We start from the raw sequence: 19,371 nt of genomic DNA, 5'->3' as shown, positions 1-19,371 counted from the left end.
TTACAGCCTCCGCAGCGCCTGCGACGGACGCACCGACAGCACCGGCAACGACCCCAACAGCCCGATCCCGAGCGTCAGCAGCGCGCCGAGGCCCAGCGTCGCAGCGACGATGGTCCAGTCGGGTGCCCAGCCAAACTCGAACACGCCAGTGATGACATACCACGCCGCCAGCCCGCCCAGCCCGAGCGCTAGCGCCGCAAGTGTCAGCGCGAGCAGCGCATATTCCAGCGCCTGCGCCGCCAGGATCTGTCGCCGGGTCGCACCCAGCGTCTTGAGGATCACGCTGTCATAGCTGCGCGCCTGCCGCGACGCGGCGATTGCGCCGACCAGCACAGCGATGCCGGCCAGGATCGTCACCGACGCCGACAACAGGATCGCGGTGGCCATCTGGTCGAGGATCGTGCGCACCTGTCCCACCACCTCGCTCACCGCGATGATCGAGGCCGAGGGGAACGCGCCGAGCAGCGCGCGCGACACCTTGCCCTCGTTCTTCGGCTCCATGTCGATCGTCGCGGTGAGGCTGTGCGGCGCGGCGGCGAGCGTGTTGGGCGAGAAGACGAGGATATAGTTGAACCCCATCGTGTCCCAATTGACCTGCCGCAGCGACGCGATCCGCGCCTCGATCTCGCGTCCGAGGATGCTGACCGTCATCATGTCGCCGACACCGACGTTGAGCAAAGTCGCCGCCTCACGGTCGAGCGACACCAACGGCGGCCCGGCATAGTCCTTTGCCCACCATTGTCCGGCGACCAGCTCGCTGCCCTGCGGCAACACGTCGGAATAGGTCACGCCACGCTCGCCACGCAGGAACCATGCACCTTCGGGCAGGGTCTTGAGGTCGGCGACGCGCTGCTTGCCATAAGCGGTGATCGTGCCGCGCAGCGCCGGGACGATGTTGAGCTTCGCCTCGGGCGCCTCGCGCTTCACCAATGTTGAGAAGGCGTCGCGGGACTCGGACGGGATATCGAGCACGAACTGGCTCGGCGCGCGTTGCGGCACCGCGCGCTCGATCTCGGCGTCGAGGCTGGTCTGGATCGCGGCGAGCGTGACGAACAGCGTCAGCGCGAGGCCGAGCGCGATCACCAGCGCGACCGTCTGCGCACCGGGACGGTGCAGGTTCGCGAGCGCCAGCCGCAGCAGCGGGCGGCGCGGGCGCGGGAGCTTTGCCGACACGCGGCGGATCAGCACGCCGATGCCGAGCAGGATCAGCAGCACCAGCGCTACCGCGCCCAGCACTGCCCCCGCGAAGATCGGTTCGCGCGCGGTTACCAACGCCAGCGTCACCACCAGCGCCCCGGCCAGCGCGACCAGCAGCGTACTGCGCCGGTCGATGCGCGTCCCCTCTTCCACGCCGCTACGCAACTGCGCGGCGGCGGGATGGGTGCGCGCGCGCGCCAGCGGCGGCATCGCGAAGGCAAAGGCGATCAGCACGCCATAGGCCGCGCTCGTCGCGAGCGGCAGCGGATGGATGCCGAAACCCGGCGCGACGGGCAGCAGGTCGCCCGCCAGCGCGACGAATGCGATCGGCAGCACCGCGCCGACCACCAGCCCCGCCAGCACCGCGATCAGCGCAGCCGCGCCGATCTGAAGCAGATAGATGCGGCTGATGTCCGCCGAAGTCGCGCCAAGGATCTTGAACGTCGCGATCCCGCCGCGCTTTTGCCCGAGATAGGAGGCGACGCCGTTGCTCACCCCGATCCCGGCGATCACCAATGCGGCAAGGCCGATCAGCGAGAGAAACTGCCCCATCCGCTCGAAAAAGCGCACCGCGCCGGGGGCCGCGCGGTCGCGGTCCTTATATTCGAAGCCGGCGGTCGGGAACCGCGCCTTGAGCTGGTCGACCGCGTCGCCCGGCACGACGCCGGGGTTCAACCGGATGCGGTATTTGGTTTCGTAGAGCGCGCCCGGCTGGAGCAACCCGGTGCGCTTCATCCCGTCCAGCGACACGATCGCCACCGGGCCGAGCGTAAACCCCTCCCCCACGCGATCGGGTTCGTCGGCGATCAGTCCGGCAACGCGGAACTCGGCGTCGCCATAGCGCACCCGGTCGCCGGTCTTGAGCAACAGCCGCTCCGACAGCGACTTGCCGATCAGCACCGCGTCGGGCGCGAGCGTGACGTAACGCCCCTGCTCCAAGGTCAGGCTGCCATAGAGCGGATAGCGGGCATCGACGCCCTTGAGTTCGGTCAGCACCGCATCGGGGGCGCCCGTGGTCGGCGTCGCGCGCCGCGCCATTGCGCGGGTGCGGATCGTGTCGCTGACCGTGCCGAGTTGCGTCAGCGCCGCGCGCTCCTGCGCCGATGCCTGGCGCTGGGTCATCGCGACCTCGACATCGCCGCCGAGCAACACCTGACCCCGCGCCGAAATCTCGCCGGTGATCGACGCGGTCAGGCTGCCGATCGTCGCCAGCGTCGCCACGCCAAGGAACAGGCAGACGAGCAGCAGCCGCAACCCGCGAAACCCGGCATGCAGGTCACGCCGCGCGATGCTCCACGCCGCGCGCCAGCCGAGCGCCCTCACGCAGCGCTGTCCGCGACGATCACGCCGTCACGCATCGTCAGCACGCGGTCACAGCGGCTGGCAAGCGCAGGGTCATGGGTGATGATCAGCAAGGTCGCCCCCGCCGCGCGCTGGCGCTCGAACAGCAAGTCGATGATCACGCCGCTCGTGGTGCCGTCGAGATTGCCGGTGGGTTCGTCGGCAAAGATGATCTCTGGCCGCCCCGCCACTGCGCGGGCGATGGCGACACGCTGCTGCTCGCCGCCCGACAACTGCACCGGATAGTGCGTCAGGCGATGGCCGAGCCCGACCGCCTCCAGCTCCGCCCCGGCGCGCGCAAAGGCGTCGTCGGCCCCCGCCAGCTCGAGCGGCACTGCGACATTCTCCAGCGCGGTCATCGTCGGGAGCAGGTGAAACGCCTGCAGCACGATTCCTACGCGGCCCCGCCGGGCACGCGCCAATCCATCCTCGTCGAGCGTGTCATAGGCGATGCCCGCGACGCTCACGTTACCACCGCTCGCCTGCTCCAGCCCCGACAGGATCGCCATCAGCGACGACTTGCCCGAACCCGACGGGCCAAGGATCGCGACGCTGGCACCGCGCGCGATGTCGAGGTCGATTCCCTTCAGGATCGTGGTCGGCGCTTCGCGCGTTCCAAGCGTCAGGGTGACATTACGCGCGCGGATTGCGATATCCGCCACCGGTTCGATCGACATGTGTGGAGAAGACGTCCTTGACCAATAAGCTAGCCTCATATGCGGGCGCAGTGCTGCTCCTCCAAGGGCTGACCGCCTGTTCGGGCGAAAATGATGCGGCGAACCAGTCGCTGGCGTCCCCGCCGACTCCGGCTGCGGTTGCCAGCGCGGGTGCGGAAAAGGCCGACACGCGCCTCGTCGTCGCCTTCGGGGACAGCCTCTATGCCGGTTATGGCGTGCTGCCGCAGGAGAGCTTTCCGGCGCAGCTGGAGAAGGCACTCGCGGCGCGCGGGATCGCCGCGAGCGTGCGCAATGCCGGGGTTTCGGGCGATACCAGCTCGGCGGGTCTGCGTCGGCTTGGCTTCACGCTCGACGGGCTCGATCGCAAGCCGGACCTCGTGATGGTCAATCTGGGCGGCAACGACATGCTGCGCGGGATCGACCCGGCGGAGACGCGCGCGAACCTGACCGCGATCTGCGAAGAGCTGAACAAGCGCGGCATCCCGATCATGCTGACCGGCATGATCGCCGCGCCGAACATGGGCCGCGATTATGCCGATGCGTTCAACGCGATCTATGGCGATCTGGCGAAGCGCTATGATGCGGTGCTCTATCCGTTCTTCCTGGATCAGGTGGTGACCGATCAGACGCTGATGCTGCCCGATCGCATCCACCCCAATCCTCAGGGTCTGACGAAGATCGTCGGGCGGGTCACGCCGCTGGTGGCAGAAGCGCTGAAGCTGGGCGAGGCGGGTTAGCCTCCGCCTTTGGGGTTGCCTTGCGCAAGCGCCCCGCTTATCACGACAGCAATCGATTGCATAAAGCGGTCGCCGGGCGGGGAGAGGAATGCTGAACATGCGTGTGCATGCCGATCTGCCGCCGTCTGTCCTCGGCTCCAACGGGATGTCTTGCCATGAAGATTGAGCTTCGCGCGGCCTGTGCCGCCACCCTGTTCTGCGTCGCCCTGCCCGCTTCGGCGCAGGAGCTCAAAGTGGGTGCGGCCAAGGTCGACATCACCCCCAGCGCGGCGGAAATGCCCAAGAACATGCTCGGCGTGCTCGATCCGCTCAACGTCCGCGCGATCGTGGTCGATGACGGCAAAACGCGCGCGGCGATGGTGACGGTCGATGCCGGGGCGATCATGACCGAGACGTGGGCGAATGTCGCCGCACGGGTCGAGCGCGAGCTCAAGATTCCGACCAGCCAGCTGCTGCTGACCGCGAGCCACACGCACAGCGCGCCGTGGATGCGGGGCGCGGCCTATGAGGCGCAGATTTTCGACGCGATCCGCAAGGCGGCGGCGGCGGCCAGGCCCGCGCGCATGGCCTATGGCACCGGCGTCTCCTACATCAACGTCAACCGCAACATTATCGACCCCGCCAACCGCCGCTGGTGGGAGGGGCCGAATTATGAGGGCGTGTCGGACAAGACCGTCGCGGTGGTGCGCTTCGAAACACTGCAGGGCGCGCCGATCGCGGTCTATTTCAACTATGGCGTCCATGCCGTGCTGACCGGCAATCTCGATCTGGTCAGCGCCGACCTGCCAGGCGCTGCGTCCAATTACATCGAACAGTCGCTGGGCGGCGATGCCGTCGCGGTCTATTCGAACGGTGCTGCGGGCGACCAGAACCCGATCTATTTCAACCAGACCTATGACCTGCGCGCGATCCGCACCGCCGATTATGCCGCACGGGGCGAAGATATCAGCAACGCGATGCCGCCCGGCGGCACCGGGATGGACCGCAAGAATCCGCGCGTCGCGATGCTGATGGAGCAGCAGAAGCAGATGGTGAAATCGATGGGCCAGATGCTGGGCGAGGAAGTGCTGCACGTCAGCCGCGCCAGCCTCGAGCGGCCCGTAGCGGAGGCGCGCATTCAGGGCGCGCAGACCAGCGTTACCTGCCCCGGCCGCAAGCGGCTGGACAAAGGGCGCGCTGGCTATGCCGGCACCTATGAGGATGCGGATCCGGTCAGCATCCGGCTGACCCTGCTCAAGATCGGCGACACGGTGATTGGCGGGGTCGATGCTGAGGTGTTCACGACCATCGCGCAACGCTTCAAGCGCGAATCGCCGTTCAAGCACAGCATGATGACGACGATCACCAACGGCATGGCACCGTCGGGCTATATCCCGAACGACGCTGCGTTCGCCTACAACACGTTCGAGGTGGTGTCGTCGCGGCTGAAGCCCGGATGCGCCGAGAGCGCGATCGTCAATGGGCTGCTCGACCTGATCGAGAAGGTCGACGCGAAGTGAACTGCGGGGCCGCGTCGCTCAGCGCGACGCGGCCTGCGCCAGTGCGATGGCGCCGAGCGGGCCGGCATCGGTGCCGAGGCCTGCGGGCTGAATGATCTCGCCGACCGCATCACTGGTGACAAAGGGCAAATAGCTCTCAAGCTGCGCGACGACGATCTCGCGGACCCAGGGCAGGATGAAGGCGCGCGACAGGGCTACGCTGCCGCCGAACAGGATGCGGCCCGCCGAGGTGGTGAGCAGGATCGCGCAGCACAGCTCGGCGATATCGGCGGCGACGTGACGCCAGATCGGATCGGTGTCGGATGCCGTGGCCGGGTCGATACCGAAGCGCGCAGCGAGCGCCGGTCCCGACACCAGCCCCTCGATACAATCGCCGTGAAAGGGGCAATTGCCGGTGAAGGTGTCACCTGCGACGCGCCGCAGCCGGATATGCCCGATCTCCGGGTGCATCGCGCCGTGGACCGGCTGTCCGCCGATGAGCAGACCACCGCCCAATCCTGTCCCGATGGTGAGGTAGCAGAGGCTGTCGCAGCCCACCGCCGCGCCCCAGCGATATTCGGCCAGCGCCGCGCCATTGACGTCGGTGTCGATCGCCATCGGGCACGCCAGCCCCTCACCCAGCAGCGCCGCGACCGGCGCACCGGTCCAGCCGGGCTTGGGCGTTGCGAGGATCTGGCCGAATTGAGGATGCGACGGATCGAGCTGGATCGGCCCGAAGCTGGCGATGCCAAGCCCCGCCAGCGGCGCGCTCGCCGCCCATCCGTCGAGGATCGCGCGCAATGCGGTGAGCGTCGCAATCGGCTCCCCGGTCGCGATGCTGCGCCGCTCGACGATCGCGTCGCCCTCCGCCAGCACGGCAATCGCCTTGGTCCCGCCCAGCTCGATCCCCGCATAGCGGTTCATCACTCCGTCTCCAGCCCCGCCTCATCGACCTGCAACCGCAAGCGCAGCATCGGCGCGAAGGTTGCGCCGAAGCGGCGGGCGTTCGCGTCGCTGCCGTCGCTCCCCCAGGCGTCGATGAAGCTGGTCACCTGAAGGTCGGGCAATACCAGCCAGCTATAGGCCTGTTTCGGCGCGGCGTCAGGGTTGGCGAACACGAGGCCAGTGCCGTTGAGCGGACGCCAGCCACCGTCGATCCGGTCGGAGACCATGCCGTAGAGACCGGTGGGACCGGTTGGGCCATCGGGATTGAACACGTGTCGCTGGGTCGACCAGAAAAGATAGTAGAGCCCGCCGTGCATCACGACATGCGGCCGCTCGAGCTCATTGTTCAGCGTATCAGCGCTGATCAATGGCGCGCGGATGTCCCACTGCGCCAGCGTGTCGTCGCGCGCGCTCGCCCAGCCGACCGCGCCGTTGAACGCCGAGGCCGAACCGGCGAGCGAGGTGGCGAAGAACACATGATGCCGCCCATCGCGCGGATCGTGGAAATAGGCCGGATCGCGGAACGCCTTGATCGTGCCGACCGCGCCGCTTCCGGCATCGCTCGCCATATAATGCGCCGGATCGCGGACCACGAATTCGCGCAGGTTACGCCATTCGGTCAGGCGATATGCACCACCCCCCGCCGCCAGCGTCGCATCGGCACGGAACAGGCGCTGCTCAAAGGTCATCGTCGCCTCGCCACGCCGTCCGGTCGCGGTGAAGAACAGCGTCAGCGTCCGCCGGTCGGCTGCAAGCAGCGCCGAACCGGACCATTCGCGGCTGCCCGGCGAAAATCCGTCGGGCATCGCCGGGCCGAGCGGGTGCCAGCCGCTGGCATCGCGCAGGATCAGGTGTATCCGGGCATGGCCGTGGCGCGCATCGGGGTCAGGGAACCGCGGCGCACCCAGCGCCATCCACAATGTCTGTCCACCCGGCAGCGCGGAGGGCGCGCCATCGGCATCCTGCACCGGCCAGGCGTCCCAGATGTCGAGGTCGGGCGCGATCCGCACCACATCCGCGTCGCCGATCAGCGGCGCGCGGTCATGCCGGGTCGCCCCAAGCGCATGAAGATGATCCGCTGTCCATGACACCGCCGCACCGGCGCGCGCGGCAATCGCGATCGGCGATTGTTCGACCGCGCTCATCGCATCGTTCGCCCGCAAGGATCTGGAGCATCACCGGCAGACCCAATCAGGCCGATCATCTCAATTCGCCGGTTCAATTCCATCCTCCCTTGTCCTGCAACATTCTCTATCGCGAGGCGCGCGCACCCTATCGCGGAGCGTGCGTATCCACAATCGATTGCACCGAATCCTTGCCGCGTTTCGATTGATTTCGCAATCGATTGTGAATCATGCTTGCAACCCGCTGGCCGAACCGCTTGTATTCGCGCTACCGGGATCAGCGACGATTGCCCGGACAAGGAGGATGGATGCACGCGAAGCAGGGGCCGATCGGACGGCGCGGATTTCTGGCCGGGGCCGCAGGGCTGGCGACGCTGAGTGCGGGCGCGACCATGGCGGGTGCGACGCAATTCCCCAAGCTCCCGCCGATGCCGCGCGCATGGATCGACGCCGAACAAATCCCGCTGTGGCCCAATGGCACGCCGGGCGGCGGCTATACCGCGCGTGAGGTGCCTGCCGACTGGCCTGACATCATGGTCCGCAACATCGACAAACCGATGCTGCGCGTGTTTCGCCCGGAAAAGTCGAATGGCCGCGCGCTGCTGTCGATCCCCGGCGGTGCCTACACCTTTGTGTCGATCCTCAACGAAGGCGTCGATGTCGCCCGCGCGATGACCGCGCGCGGCTACACCGTGTTCGTCCTGACCCACCGCCTGCCCGACGAAGGCTGGTCGAGCCGCGAAGATGTGCCGCTGCAGGATGCCCAGCGGGCGATCCGCGTGATCCGCGCCAATGCCGCGCGCTACGGCTACGATCCCGCCAAGGTCGCCGCGGTCGGCTTCTCGGCGGGCGGACACCTTGGCGCGACGCTCGCGACCGGCTTTGCCGAGCCGGTCTATGCGCCGCGCGATGCCACCGACGCACTCGACGCCCGGCCCGCGGCGATGGCGCTGATCTACCCCGTCATCAGCGTCACCGCGCCGGTGACGCATGGCGAGTCCGCGATGCGCCTGCTTGGCAACGCACCCTCCGCCGAGTTGGTCGCGAAGCGCTCCCCGGCGCTGCATGTCACCGCGCAGACCCCGCCCGTCTTCCTCGTCCACGCGCTCGACGACAAAGCCGTGCCCGCCGAGAACAGCATGATCATGCTGCGCGCGCTTCAGGCCGCGAACCGGCCGGTCGAGCTGCATCTGTTCGAGGCGGGCAATCATGGCTTCGGCGTCGGGCGACCCGAGACCCCGGCGGGGCAGTGGCCCGCACTGTTCGCCGCCTGGCTCGACCGGCATATGGCCTAGGCGCGATAGTCGTCGGCGTCGCGCTGCGCGAGCAGCGCGGCGAACGGCGCGCGCGACCGGTTCCACGCGCACAGCAACGTCAGCAAGGTCGCAAACACCGCGCCGAGCAGGATCGCATAGCGGCTGTCCGCCAGCCACTCGCCCAGCGCACCCATCGCCAGCGGCGCGAGCACCGCGCTGATGCAGGTGAAGAACAGCAGCAGCCCGGCGATCGACCCGTGCCGCCCCTTGTCATAGCAGCTGATCCCGGTCGAATTGATCGTCGGATACAGCACCGACATGAACAGCCCGGTGGCGGGCAGTGCAAAGATCGCGACCTCCCGCCCGCCGATCACGGCGACCCAGAACAACGCCGCCATCGCCGCGCTGCACACGAAGATCACGCTCGCCCAGTCAAACCGCGACAATAGCCACACGCCCAGGAACCGGCCCGCCGCGCGCAGCACGAAGAAGATCGACACGACATAGGCCGCCAGCCACAGCCACGACCCCGAATAATCGGCAAGATAGGTCGGCGCCCAGACATAAATCGCCGCCTCGGCCCCGACATACAGCATCAGCGCGGTGCCGAAGAAGCGCGCGGGCGGATCGCCGGCCATGCGGATCGCCTCGCTCGCGCGCACCGGCTCGGTCCGCGTGACGATCGGGCGCGGGAAGCGCGCAACCGCCGATCCCAGCACCAGCAGCGCGCACAGCATCGCCGCGATAATGTACACCCATTTCCAGCTCGCGCCGTTGAGCAGCATATAGGCAACGATGCCCGGCCCAATGATCGCGCCGACCCCGAAAAATCCCTCGATCAGGTTCATCGTCCGCGCATGCTCGCCGGTCGAGCGCGACAGGTCGCCGATCAGCGCCAGCGCGCCGGATTTGAAGATGCCGATACCGATGCCCGAAATGAACAACAGGCTGGTGAAGAACAGGAAGCTGTGGCCAGCGGCGAACAGCGCGGAGCTGACCCCGAACAGGACCAGCCCGATCAGGATCGTAGCCTTGCGCCCGATCCGGTCGGCCAGGAAACCGAGCGCGATCGCGGAGATGCCGATCCCCGCCATCGTAGCGTACTGGAAGGAGCCGCCGGCGGTCAGGCCCAGCTGAAACTCGCGGATCACTTCGGGAATGACCGTGCCGACCGAGTCGGTGGTCATCGCGAACATCGCGAACATCAGGAACACCAGTGCCTTGAGCAACGTCGCCGCGCCGTCCCGTCCCGCCTGATCGTTCATTCCGCTCTCCAATCCATCAGATTATCGGCTGCAAGAACGGAAAGGGCGGGAGGCGCATAGCCCCCCGCCCTTCCCGCAGTTCCGCTTGCGGTCAGGGCGTGACCCGGAAGCGAAGGCCGATCGTGCGCGGCGTCGGACCCGATCCCGACAACGGCCCGGTGGTGCCGACAAAGGTCGGTCCACGCTCGTCGGTCAGGTTGTTGCCGATCAGCGCCAGCTCATAATCACCATACCGGACGCCCAGAGTCAGGGCCATGACGTTGTAGGATGGCGCCAGGATGCCATTGCCCTGCAAGCGATCACCGCTGTGGCTGAGCGACAAATTGCCGAACAGGTTCACCCCTTCCGCGATATCGCCATTATAGCCCATATCGACGCGGAAGTTGTTCGACAGCGTGTTGGTCAGCCGCGCGCCGGGCCGCAACAGCGGCTGCGCCGCCGCGACGATCGGATTGACGCGGGTATATTTGCTGTCGTTGAAATTGCCGACAAAGCCGAGGTCGAAGCCCTTGAGCGGGGTCTTCCAGCGCAGCTCCAGGTCAACGCCCTTGGTCTTCGCATCGCCGAAATTGGCAAAGCCGTTGACGTCCTGGATCGACCCGGTGACCGAGGTCTGCAGGTTGGTGTATTCGAGCTGATAGAGGTTGAGGCCGATATTCACCGACCGGTCGGCACTGCGCCATTTCAGGCCGAATTCGTAATTGGTTGAGGATTCGGGCTCAAGCACGACCCCCGTCGGCACGCCAGCCCCGGTCACCGACTGAACCTGCACCCGCGACTGAACGATGCCCGGACGGAACCCGGTCGATGCCGAGATGAACATCGTCAGATCGTCGGTCGGCAGATAGGACAGATTAGCCCGCCAGGTGGTGACGTCCTTCGTGGTCGGAAGCGTTTCGGTCGCGTCCGCGAAGGCGCGATCGTCATGATATTGACGCAGCCCGACCAGCGGTACCAGCTTGCCATCGAACAGTTCGTAGCTGACCTCGCCGAAGACCGCGTAATTCTCGGTTAGCGTATCGTTGTCGGCGTTGATGACCACCACCGGCAGGGTCAGCGTGTTTTCCTGCGGCCCGGACCCGTTCTGGTAGGACGCACCGACGACCCATTTGAACGGCCCGCTGCCGTTCGAATTCAACCGCAATTCCTGCGAGAACATGCTCGGCAGGAACTGGCTGGAGAAGGAACCCGCCGGCGAGAGCGGGATGTTGATGCCGAACACGCCGTCCAGCTGGCTGGTCGCGCTGGTGATCGAGAAGGCGTCGAAATCGACCGTCGCGGTCAGGCTGTACAGCGTGAAGTCGCCGTTCGAGAAGCCTTCCTGCCCCGCGGTATTCTGGAAATAGGGTGGCTGGACCGATGCGGTGAAGCCGGTGAAGCCCTGACGCGGGCGGAACTTCCAATATTGCGCGCGGATGTTGACGTTGTCCGCCGGACGGAACAGCGCGACGACGCGGATGTCGTCATTCTTCGCGACATTGACGCCGGTTTCGTCGGGCGTACCGTCGAACGGGCCATAATAGGCATCGGCCCAACCCGCATCGCGCGAGAAGCCGCCGCTGACGCGGACCGCCAGCATGTCCTTGATGATCGGCACCGACAATGCGCCGGCCACGCCATAGTTGAGGCCATCCGCGCCACGCGTCTGCGATGCCTCCGCCTCGAACGCATAGTCGAAATCCTTGAGGTTCGGATCGCGCGTGCGGAAGATGAACACGCCGCCCGATGAGCCCTGGCCGTACAGCGTACCTTGCGGCCCGCGCAGCACTTCGACCCGATCGATGTCGAGGAAGCGCACCGGCGGGGCGATGCCGAAATTGGTGACGATGAATGGCGCGTCGTCGAGATAATAGCCGATCGGCGAGTCGCCATTCTGCGTCACGCTACCGCGCAGATTGTAGAAGCGCGATCCGTTCGACTGGCGGAACCCCTCGAACGCGCCCGGCACGCTCGACACCAGGTCGCCGATGGTGCTGATGTTGCGCTCCTTCAGCTCTTCGCCGTCGAACGCCTGAATGGCGAGCGCCACTTCCTGAAGTGCCTGCGCCCCGCCCTTCTGCGCGGTAACGACGACTTCTTCGGTGCTGGAAGCGGCGGGCCGCTCAGCCTCCTGCCCGGCCGTATCGCTCTGCGCAAAGGCGGGCGCCGACCCCAGAACGCTTGCGACCGCGATGGACGCAACTGTCGTGCAAAAACGCTTCATTTTCCTCTCCCCGGTTATTTTTTCAATCGATTGCATAAATGGGCCGATTTTTCCCGTCAAGGACCGCCCCGGCCCGGGCGAACCCGACGCCCCTTATTGTGCCGGGCGGGCAAAGGCGCGGCGCAGCGCCTCGATCTTCGCGCGCGTGAACTGCTTGGCCTGCGGCGAGTCCGCCGATAACTGGTCGAACCCGTGATAGGCGCCCGGGATTACCTGTAGCTCCGTCGGCACCCCAGCCTCGTTCAGCCGCCGGGCATAGTCGATATCCTCGCTGACGAAGAGATCGACACCGCCGACCTGGATGAAGGCGGGCGGAAGTCCGGCAAGGTTCGGCGTGCGCGCGGGCACGGCGCGCGCGGGCACCTTGTCCGTCCCCGGCTGCTGCCCCAGAAACGCCTTCCAGCCATACTGGTTTTCCGACCCGCTCCACCCGACCGTGGCGATATGCGCGGGCAGCTTCACCGCGCCACCGGTGCGGTCGTCGAGCATCGGATAGACCAACGCCTGGAACGCGATCGGTATCTCCTTGCGGTCGCGCGCGGTGATCGCGAGCAACGCGGCATGGCCTCCGCCTGCACTCTCCCCGGTCACCGCGATGCGGCTGCGGTCGAGACCCAGCTCGGCGGCGCTCTGGTACATCCAGCGCAGCCCGGCATAATTATCCTCGATCGACCCTTCGAAGGTCGTTTCGGGAGCCAGGCGATATTCGACGCTGACGATGACCGCATCCAGCTCGCGCGCCATTTCCTGCAGCCGCCGGACATCGGTCGCGGCGGTGCCGATGATATAGCCGCCGCCATGGGTGTGGAGGATGCCGGGACGGCTGGTCCCCGCCCTGGCGTTGATGACGAACAGCTTGACCTGCGGCGCGCCATTCGGGCCAGGGATCATCTTTTCCTCGACCGGAATGTCGGCGTGGCGCGGGGGCACAGGCGGCCCGCCGCCGCGCTTGCGCGACGCCAGCACCATCGCTTCGTCGATCGTGCCCATCATCTTGGAAAAGCCGATCGCCATGCGTGCGCCCGCGCGCAGTTCCGGGGCGATCGGTGCCAGCTTGGCTTCATCCTCGGCGGTGAGCTGGACCGGGGGCGGCCCCTGCTGCGCGAGCGACGCGGCGGGCGCACAGGCGAGGGTGAGCAACGCGGCTCCGCAAAATACCGAAATCCTTGCGCGCATCACACTCTCCCAACCCGTTATCATTCACTTCGGACTCAGGTCCGTTATGGGGACATCCTATTAGCAATCGATTGCAAGTCAACTCCACCAAAGTCGTAGATGGCTGATTCGCAACGCCGCTAGCTGGAGTCGCGAACGATCAGTTCGGGGTTGAGGATGGTCGATCCGGTCGGGTCACCTGCGATCCGCTTCATCAGGCTGTCGACCAGGTGCGCGGCGCCAGCGGCGAGGTTCTGGCGCACTGTCGAGAGCGGCGGCGCGCTGGTGCGGGCCAGGTAGAGGTCGTCATAGCCGATCACCTTGACGTCCCCCGGCACCGACAGGCCGCGCGTCGCCAGCACCTGAATCGCGGTCAGCGCGATCAGGTCGGACGCGGCAAAGATGCCATCGGGCAGGATGCCGGATTGATCGAGGAACGCGTCGATATCCGACCCGCTGACCTCCGACGCGAAATGCGTCGGCGCATCGACCAGCACGATATCGTCCCGCGCCGCAATCGCGGCCTTCGCGCCTTCAAGCCGCAGCGATGGCTCGATCGCCTGGGTGTTGCCGAGGAAGGCGATCTTGCGGCATCCGCGGTCGATCAGATGCTGCGTCGCCATCCGCCCGCCAAGGAAATTGTCGGTGCCCACCGAACAATGGATCTGCCCCCGAACGAACCCGCCCCATGCCACCAGCGGCAGATAATCGGCCGCGATCCGGTCGAGCACCTGCGACTGGTCCGACTGGCCGACGATGATGAAGCCGTCGACGCGGTCGGCGTCGATCAGTCGGGATAGCCAATTGTCCTGATTGGGAATGACGCGCGACAGCATCAGGTCGAACCCGCGCTCGCTCAGCTCGTCGGCGAGATAGCCGATCAGCGTCATGAAGAACGGGTCGGACAGATGCTGGCCGCGATCATGGCCCAGCGGCACGACCACCCCGATCGCGCCGCGTTGCTTGGTGCGCAGATTGCGGGCGAGCGCGCTGGGGCGGAAATCGTGCTTTTCGGCGAGCTTGCGGATGCGTTCGGAGGTCTTGCTATTGACCATCGTCTTGCCCGCCAGCGCGCGCGAGACGGTCGCCGCCGACACGCCCGCCAGTTCGGCGAGGTCGTAGATGGTCTTGATCTTGCCCGCCAAATTCGGCCTCCCCCTAACGCATCCATCGGGATAGGGTCGCGACGCCCCCTTTGCAACAAGCCCGTCCCCGGTTGCAAACTAGTCCCGCGCAAACCGCGCGATATCGATCACCTCTGCCATCGCGGCATTGCCCGCATCATTCGGGTGGACATGATCGCCGGGGTTAAATGGCGGGTTGAGCCGCGCGGGGCGGGCCGGATCGCGCAGCGCCGCGTCGAAATCGACCAGCGCGTCGAACCTGCCGCTGGTGCGGATCCAGCGATTGACCGCCTGGCGCAGTGCCTCGGTCTTCTCGCTGTACAGCCACGTCCCCTCGGTCGGCGCGATCGTCGCGCCCATGACCTTGATCCCATGCAGATGCGCGCGATCGATGAACTGCACATAGGCGGCGATCAGATCTTCCGCCGTCACTGCTTCGCTCGCCGGGATGCCCGGGATCGCCGCGAAATTGATGTCGTTGATCCCTTCGAGCAGGATCACCCAGCGCACCCCGGGCCGCGCCAGCACATCGCGGTCGAACCGCGCGAGTGCGGACAGCCCCGCACCGTCGCGCCGCACGCGATTGCCCGAAATGCCCATATTCACGACCGACAGATTCCGGGTGCTGGCGTCCTTCTGCAAGCGATCGGCGAGCAGGTCGGGCCAGGCGCGCCCCGTGTCGGGAGTGGTCCCATAGCCATCGGTGATTGAATCGCCGAATGCGACGATCGTCCCGGCCTTGGCATCGGCGTGCACCGCGACGCCGGTCAGCCAGAAATAGGATCGGTTGGTCTCCGCGCCGGGCAGCGCTGCATCGCCGGTGCGCTCGCCCTTCGCGACATAGGTGGTACGCAGGCCCAGCGGGTGGAGCGTGTTGACCGCCGTGTCGTCGGGCACATGGATCGACACCGCCAGCAGCTCGAACGCCGCGACATCGAGCGCAACCGGATCGCTGATCGCGACCGCACCGGGCTGGATCGTGACGGCCCCCTGCCCTGAAAAGCTGAGCGCGCGCGATGTGCCGGCGACGATCGCGGACTTGCCCGCGCTCTTTGCGATCCCCGCACGCCCGATCCGCACCGGCTCACCTCCGGACGCGTTGGAGAACTGGATGCGCAGCATGCTACCGCCGATCGTCGGGCGCACGATCATCCGGACGGTCTGGTCGTTCAGCCGCTCAGGCGTTGGCAGCACGGGCGACGGGCCGGAAGGCGGCGGCGGCGCGGGGCGCGTCTCGCCCGCAGGACGCGGCGGCATGCGCGGCGGCGGCATCGGTGCAAGCTGCTGCGCAGTGCCCCACGCGCTGATCCAGCGGTCCTTCGCCTGTGCCGGCCACCCGAGCGCAAGCGCGACAATGCCAAACAACAACGCGGCATTCCTGATCCGCGATCTGACCATCATTGCGCCTCTCCCATCATGGTGCAGCCTGCGTGAACCGCGGGGTTCTGCAATCGATTGTCATGAACTAAGGGGGTTCGCGCTCGACCGCAAGCGCGCACGACAACAGGCGAACGTCAGTGGTGCGATCGGTCGTCGGCGCGCTCGACCCTCAGCCTGTAGCCGACCCCGGGTTCGTTCTGGATCAGCACCGGCCGCGCGGCATCCTGCTCCAGCTTCTGCCGCAAATTGCGCACGACGATCCGCAGATAATCGACCCGCCCCGCATGCGCTGGCCCCCACACGGTGCGCAGCAATTGCGCGTGGCTGATCACCCGGTCGGCGCGCTTGGCGAGTTCGGCCAGCACCTCATATTCCTTGGGCGACAGGTGGACCTCCTCGCCCGCGCGGCGAACGCGGCGGTGGGACAGGTCGATCTCGATATCGCCGACGCTCACCCGCTCCTGATCGGCGCTGTGGGCGAGCCGGTGGCGCAGCGCGGTACGGATGCGCGCCAGCAGCTCCTCGGTATCGAACGGCTTGGTCAGATAATCGTCCGCGCCCAGATCGAGCGCGGCGACCTTCTCCGCCACATCCTCGCGCGCCGACACGACCAGCAATGTCGCGGTCGAGCGCGCCTTGATCGGCTGGATCAGCTCGATCCCGTCGCGGTCGGGCAGGCCGAGGTCGAGCAGCACCGCGTCGGGCTTTTCGATGTCGAGCAGCGAAAGCCCCTCGCGCGCCGTCCCCGCCTCAACCGCGACATGCCCCGCGCGCTGGATCGCGGCGCGGAGCAGGCGGCGGATATGGACGTCGTCCTCGATGATGAGCAGCTTGGTCGGCAAGGCCATAAACCCGTTTAGGGCTGCGGTGCCGCCCGGTCGAGGGCGCGGTTGAGTGCGAGGACATTCACCCGATCCTCTCCCAGCACGCCGAGCAACGGGGTTTCGACCTGACGGCGCACGAGTGCGGCGACCGTCGCGGGCGGCAGATTACGTGCAGCCGCCACACGATCGACCTGCAACAAAGCCGCTTCGGGGCTGATATGGGGGTCGAGCCCCGAAGCGGAGGTCGTCACCAGATCGGCGGGGACCGATTGTCCTGGTGAAGTCCGGTTGGCGTCGGCATCGGCCTTCACGCGATCGACCAAAGCCTGCGACGTCGGGCCGAGGTTCGAGCCGCCCGACGCGGCCGCGTCATAGCCATCGGCACCGGCCGCGGAGGGGCGGCCGTGGAAATAGCGCGCGCCGCTGAATTTCTGCCCGATCAGCTCAGAGCCGATGACCTTGCCCCCCTCGCGGATCAGGCTGCCATTGGCCTGATGCGGGAAGATCAGCTGGGACACGCCGGTGATCAGCGCGGGGTAGGCGAGCCCGAGCAGCAGCGCGAACAACAGGGTCAGCACGAGTGCGGGGCGCAGCGCGGTTTTGAGGTCGGTGAGCATAGGAATATCCTCAGGCGAGGTTGAGGCCGGTGACGGCCATGTCGATGAGCTTGATGCCGATGAACGGCGCGACGAGACCGCCGAGGCCATAGACGGCGAGGTTGCGGGCGAGCAGCGGCCCCGCCGCCATCGGCGTGTAGGTCACGCCTTTCAGCGCCAGCGGGACGAGGCACGGGATGATCAGCGCGTTGAAGATGATCGCCGACAGGATCGCGCTTTCGGGCGAGCCGAGCCCCATCACGTTGAGCACGCCAAGCCCCGGATAGAGCGCGACGAACATCGCCGGGATGATCGCGAAATACTTCGCGACGTCGTTGGCGACCGAGAAGGTGGTCAGCGCACCGCGGGTCATCAGCAGCTGTTTGCCCAAGCCAACAATCTCGATGAGCTTGGTCGGATCGCTGTCGAGATCGACCATATTGCCCGCCTCGCGCGCGGCCTGCGTGCCCGTATTCATCGCCACGCCGACATCGCTCTGCGCGAGTGCGGGCGCGTCGTTGGTGCCGTCGCCGCACATCGCGACCAGCTTGCCGCCCGCCTGTTCCTTGCGGATCAGCGCCAGCTTGTCCTCCGGCGTCGCCTCGGCGAGGAAGTCGTCGACTCCGGCTTCGGCGGCGATCGCGGCGGCGGTGAGCGGGTTGTCGCCGGTGATCATCACCGTACGAATGCCCATCCGGCGCAGCTCGGCGAAGCGCTCACGCACCCCCGCCTTGATGACATCCTTGAGCGCGACCGCGCCGAGCAGGCGACCGTCCTTCGCCACCGCAAGCGGGGTCATGCCGGCGCGGGCGATCTCGTCGGTCGCCTTGCGCAGTTCGGCGGCGGCAGGCGTGTCGCCAAGGCCGGGATTGGCGCGCAGGACCGAATCCACTGCCCCCTTCTGGATCAGGCCATCGGCGATCTTCACACCCGAAATGCGGGTCTGCGCGGTGAACGGGATGACCTCCGCTTCGGCGGGCAGGCTCGGCACCGACACGCCAAACTTCTCGCGCGCCAGGACGACGACCGATCGGCCCTCGGGCGTCTCGTCGGCAAGGCTGGCGAGCAGGGCAGCGCGCGCGAGATCCTCGATCGCAACGCCGGGGAGCGGGCGGAACTCGCTCGCCTGACGATCGCCGATGGTGATCGTCCCGGTCTTGTCGAGCAGCAGCACGTCGATATCGCCCGCCGCCTCGACCGCACGCCCCGACTTGGCGAGCACATTGAACCGCACCAGCCGGTCCATGCCAGCAATGCCGATCGCCGACAGCAATGCCGCGATGGTGGTCGGGATCAGCGTGATCAGCAGCGCGGCGAGGATCGTGACCGGAATGCTCCCGCCCGCATAGCGCGCAAAGCCGGGGATCGTCGCGACCGCGATCAGGAAGATGATCGTCAGGCCGACCAGCAGGATCGTCAACGCGATCTCATTCGGAGTCTTCTGCCGCTCGGCACCCTCGACCAAAGCAATCATGCGGTCGAGAAAGCCCTCCCCCGGCTCTTGCGTCACGCGGACCTTGATCGCGTCCGAAATGACGCGGGTGCCCGCCGTCACCGCCGAGCGATCGCCGCCGGCCTCGCGGATCACCGGCGCGCTTTCGCCGGTGATCGCGCTTTCGTTGACCGATGCGACCCCCTCGACCACCTCGCCATCGGCGGGGATCAGGTCGCCCATCTCGACCAGCACCAGATCGCCCTTGGCCAGCAGCGACGCGCCGACCAGCCCCCAGGCGTCACCGACGCCAATCAGGCGCTTGGCCTGAAGCTCGGCCTTGGTCGCGCGGAGCGATGCGGCCTGCGCCCGCCCCCGCCCCTCGGCCAGCGCCTCGGCAAAGGTGCCGAACAACACGGTCAGCCACAGCCACACGATCAGCTGGATCTGAAACGGGATGGCGAGAGTCTCGCCCCCGATCCCGAGCAGCACGGTCAGCAGCAGCGCCACCACTGCCGTCACGAACATCACCGGGTTGCGGATCAGCTGGCGCGGATCGAGCTTCTTGAACGCATCGCCGATCGCAGGGAGGATCAGGTCGGCGGTGAACATGGATTTGGTGGTCATCGTTCGGCAC

At 66.9% G+C, this 19,371-nt stretch carries 15 protein-coding genes; 3 read left to right on the top strand and 12 right to left on the bottom strand.

Going from position 1 to position 19,371, the window contains the following annotated elements:
* Together VGN66_RS14270 and VGN66_RS14265 are read right to left on the bottom strand one after the other, a co-directional pair.
* Positions 1 to 2,520 (bottom strand): ABC transporter permease, encoded by a 2,520-nt coding sequence (locus VGN66_RS14270; protein WP_327519485.1) that lies wholly within the window; start codon positions 2,518 to 2,520, stop codon positions 1 to 3.
* Positions 2,517 to 3,215, bottom strand: coding sequence for an ABC transporter ATP-binding protein (locus VGN66_RS14265; RefSeq protein WP_327519484.1), 699 nt, complete (start codon positions 3,213 to 3,215; stop codon positions 2,517 to 2,519). The genes VGN66_RS14270 and VGN66_RS14265 overlap by 4 nt, the downstream gene beginning before the upstream one ends.
* Before the next feature lie 50 nt (positions 3,216 to 3,265).
* On the opposite strand from VGN66_RS14265, the gene VGN66_RS14260 reads away from it, so the two are divergent.
* Together VGN66_RS14260 and VGN66_RS14255 are read left to right on the top strand one after the other, a co-directional pair.
* On the top strand, positions 3,266 to 3,952 hold the full coding sequence (locus VGN66_RS14260) for an arylesterase (protein WP_327519483.1): 687 nt from the start codon (positions 3,266 to 3,268) through the stop codon (positions 3,950 to 3,952).
* A 155-nt stretch (positions 3,953 to 4,107) separates the two neighbouring features.
* The gene (locus VGN66_RS14255; protein ID WP_327519482.1) at positions 4,108 to 5,451 is read left to right on the top strand and encodes a neutral/alkaline non-lysosomal ceramidase N-terminal domain-containing protein; all 1,344 of its coding nucleotides are present in this window, start codon (positions 4,108 to 4,110) and stop codon (positions 5,449 to 5,451) included.
* 18 nt (positions 5,452 to 5,469) lie between these two features.
* Here the strand turns inward: VGN66_RS14255 and VGN66_RS14250 are convergent, their stop codons facing one another.
* Positions 5,470 to 6,354 (bottom strand): ROK family protein, encoded by an 885-nt coding sequence (locus VGN66_RS14250; RefSeq protein WP_327519481.1) that lies wholly within the window; start codon positions 6,352 to 6,354, stop codon positions 5,470 to 5,472.
* Positions 6,354 to 7,520 (bottom strand): glycoside hydrolase family 68 protein, encoded by a 1,167-nt coding sequence (locus VGN66_RS14245; RefSeq protein WP_327519480.1) that lies wholly within the window; start codon positions 7,518 to 7,520, stop codon positions 6,354 to 6,356. The genes VGN66_RS14250 and VGN66_RS14245 overlap by 1 nt, the downstream gene beginning before the upstream one ends.
* A 287-nt stretch (positions 7,521 to 7,807) precedes the next feature.
* On the opposite strand from VGN66_RS14245, the gene VGN66_RS14240 reads away from it, so the two are divergent.
* A complete protein-coding gene (locus tag VGN66_RS14240; RefSeq protein WP_327519479.1) occupies positions 7,808 to 8,794 on the top strand; it encodes an alpha/beta hydrolase in 987 nt (328 codons plus the stop codon).
* On the opposite strand, the gene VGN66_RS14235 is transcribed toward VGN66_RS14240, so the two are convergent.
* The 8 genes from VGN66_RS14235 to kdpB all read right to left on the bottom strand — a co-directional run bounded on the left by VGN66_RS14235 (position 8,791) and on the right by kdpB (position 19,361).
* The gene (locus VGN66_RS14235) at positions 8,791 to 10,020 is read right to left on the bottom strand and encodes an MFS transporter (RefSeq protein ID WP_327519478.1); all 1,230 of its coding nucleotides are present in this window, start codon (positions 10,018 to 10,020) and stop codon (positions 8,791 to 8,793) included. The two genes, VGN66_RS14240 and VGN66_RS14235, sit on opposite strands and share 4 nt — an antisense overlap.
* A 91-nt stretch (positions 10,021 to 10,111) precedes the next feature.
* On the bottom strand, positions 10,112 to 12,223 hold the full coding sequence (locus VGN66_RS14230; protein WP_327519477.1) for a TonB-dependent receptor: 2,112 nt from the start codon (positions 12,221 to 12,223) through the stop codon (positions 10,112 to 10,114).
* Between the two features lie 93 nt (positions 12,224 to 12,316).
* Positions 12,317 to 13,399, bottom strand: coding sequence for an alpha/beta hydrolase (locus VGN66_RS14225; RefSeq protein ID WP_327519476.1), 1,083 nt, complete (start codon positions 13,397 to 13,399; stop codon positions 12,317 to 12,319).
* 119 nt (positions 13,400 to 13,518) lie between these two features.
* Positions 13,519 to 14,523, bottom strand: a complete 1,005-nt coding sequence (locus tag VGN66_RS14220) for a LacI family DNA-binding transcriptional regulator (protein WP_327519475.1) — start codon at positions 14,521 to 14,523, stop codon at positions 13,519 to 13,521.
* Positions 14,524 to 14,601: 78 nt separating this feature from the next.
* Entirely contained in the window at positions 14,602 to 15,903 is a 1,302-nt protein-coding gene (locus VGN66_RS14215) for an SGNH/GDSL hydrolase family protein (protein WP_327519474.1), read from the bottom strand.
* A 113-nt stretch (positions 15,904 to 16,016) separates the two neighbouring features.
* Positions 16,017 to 16,730: a response regulator gene (locus tag VGN66_RS14210; RefSeq protein WP_327519473.1), complete on the bottom strand. Its 714-nt coding sequence runs from the start codon at positions 16,728 to 16,730 to the stop codon at positions 16,017 to 16,019.
* 8 nt (positions 16,731 to 16,738) lie between these two features.
* Positions 16,739 to 17,323: a potassium-transporting ATPase subunit KdpC gene (gene kdpC, locus VGN66_RS14205; protein WP_327519472.1), complete on the bottom strand. Its 585-nt coding sequence runs from the start codon at positions 17,321 to 17,323 to the stop codon at positions 16,739 to 16,741.
* 10 nt (positions 17,324 to 17,333) lie between these two features.
* Complete coding sequence (kdpB, locus tag VGN66_RS14200) at positions 17,334 to 19,361, bottom strand: potassium-transporting ATPase subunit KdpB (RefSeq protein WP_327519471.1); 2,028 nt, start codon at positions 19,359 to 19,361, stop codon at positions 17,334 to 17,336.
* Positions 19,362 to 19,371 lie beyond the last annotated feature (10 nt).

Source organism: Sphingomonas sp., assembly GCF_035998645.1.
GTDB lineage: Bacteria > Pseudomonadota > Alphaproteobacteria > Sphingomonadales > Sphingomonadaceae > Sphingomonas.
The sequence above is the reverse complement of the archived record's forward strand: the minus strand, read 5'-3'. Positions and strand labels throughout refer to the sequence as shown.

What these genes read in the sequence shown, in the direction of transcription:
- VGN66_RS14265 (WP_327519484.1), bottom strand. Translation starts at nt 3,215, where the DNA reads ATGTCGATCGAACCGGTGGCGGATATCGCAATCCGCGCGCGTAATGTC.
- VGN66_RS14255 (WP_327519482.1), top strand. Translation starts at nt 4,108, where the DNA reads ATGAAGATTGAGCTTCGCGCGGCCTGTGCCGCCACCCTGTTCTGCGTC.
- VGN66_RS14250 (WP_327519481.1), bottom strand. Translation starts at nt 6,354, where the DNA reads ATGAACCGCTATGCGGGGATCGAGCTGGGCGGGACCAAGGCGATTGCC.
- VGN66_RS14245 (WP_327519480.1), bottom strand. Translation starts at nt 7,520, where the DNA reads ATGAGCGCGGTCGAACAATCGCCGATCGCGATTGCCGCGCGCGCCGGT.
- VGN66_RS14240 (WP_327519479.1), top strand. Translation starts at nt 7,808, where the DNA reads ATGCACGCGAAGCAGGGGCCGATCGGACGGCGCGGATTTCTGGCCGGG.
- VGN66_RS14235 (WP_327519478.1), bottom strand. Translation starts at nt 10,020, where the DNA reads ATGAACGATCAGGCGGGACGGGACGGCGCGGCGACGTTGCTCAAGGCA.
- VGN66_RS14230 (WP_327519477.1), bottom strand. Translation starts at nt 12,223, where the DNA reads ATGAAGCGTTTTTGCACGACAGTTGCGTCCATCGCGGTCGCAAGCGTT.
- VGN66_RS14225 (WP_327519476.1), bottom strand. Translation starts at nt 13,399, where the DNA reads ATGCGCGCAAGGATTTCGGTATTTTGCGGAGCCGCGTTGCTCACCCTC.
- VGN66_RS14215 (WP_327519474.1), bottom strand. Translation starts at nt 15,903, where the DNA reads ATGATGGTCAGATCGCGGATCAGGAATGCCGCGTTGTTGTTTGGCATT.
- VGN66_RS14210 (WP_327519473.1), bottom strand. Translation starts at nt 16,730, where the DNA reads ATGGCCTTGCCGACCAAGCTGCTCATCATCGAGGACGACGTCCATATC.
- kdpC (WP_327519472.1), bottom strand. Translation starts at nt 17,323, where the DNA reads ATGCTCACCGACCTCAAAACCGCGCTGCGCCCCGCACTCGTGCTGACC.
- kdpB (WP_327519471.1), bottom strand. Translation starts at nt 19,361, where the DNA reads ATGACCACCAAATCCATGTTCACCGCCGACCTGATCCTCCCTGCGATC.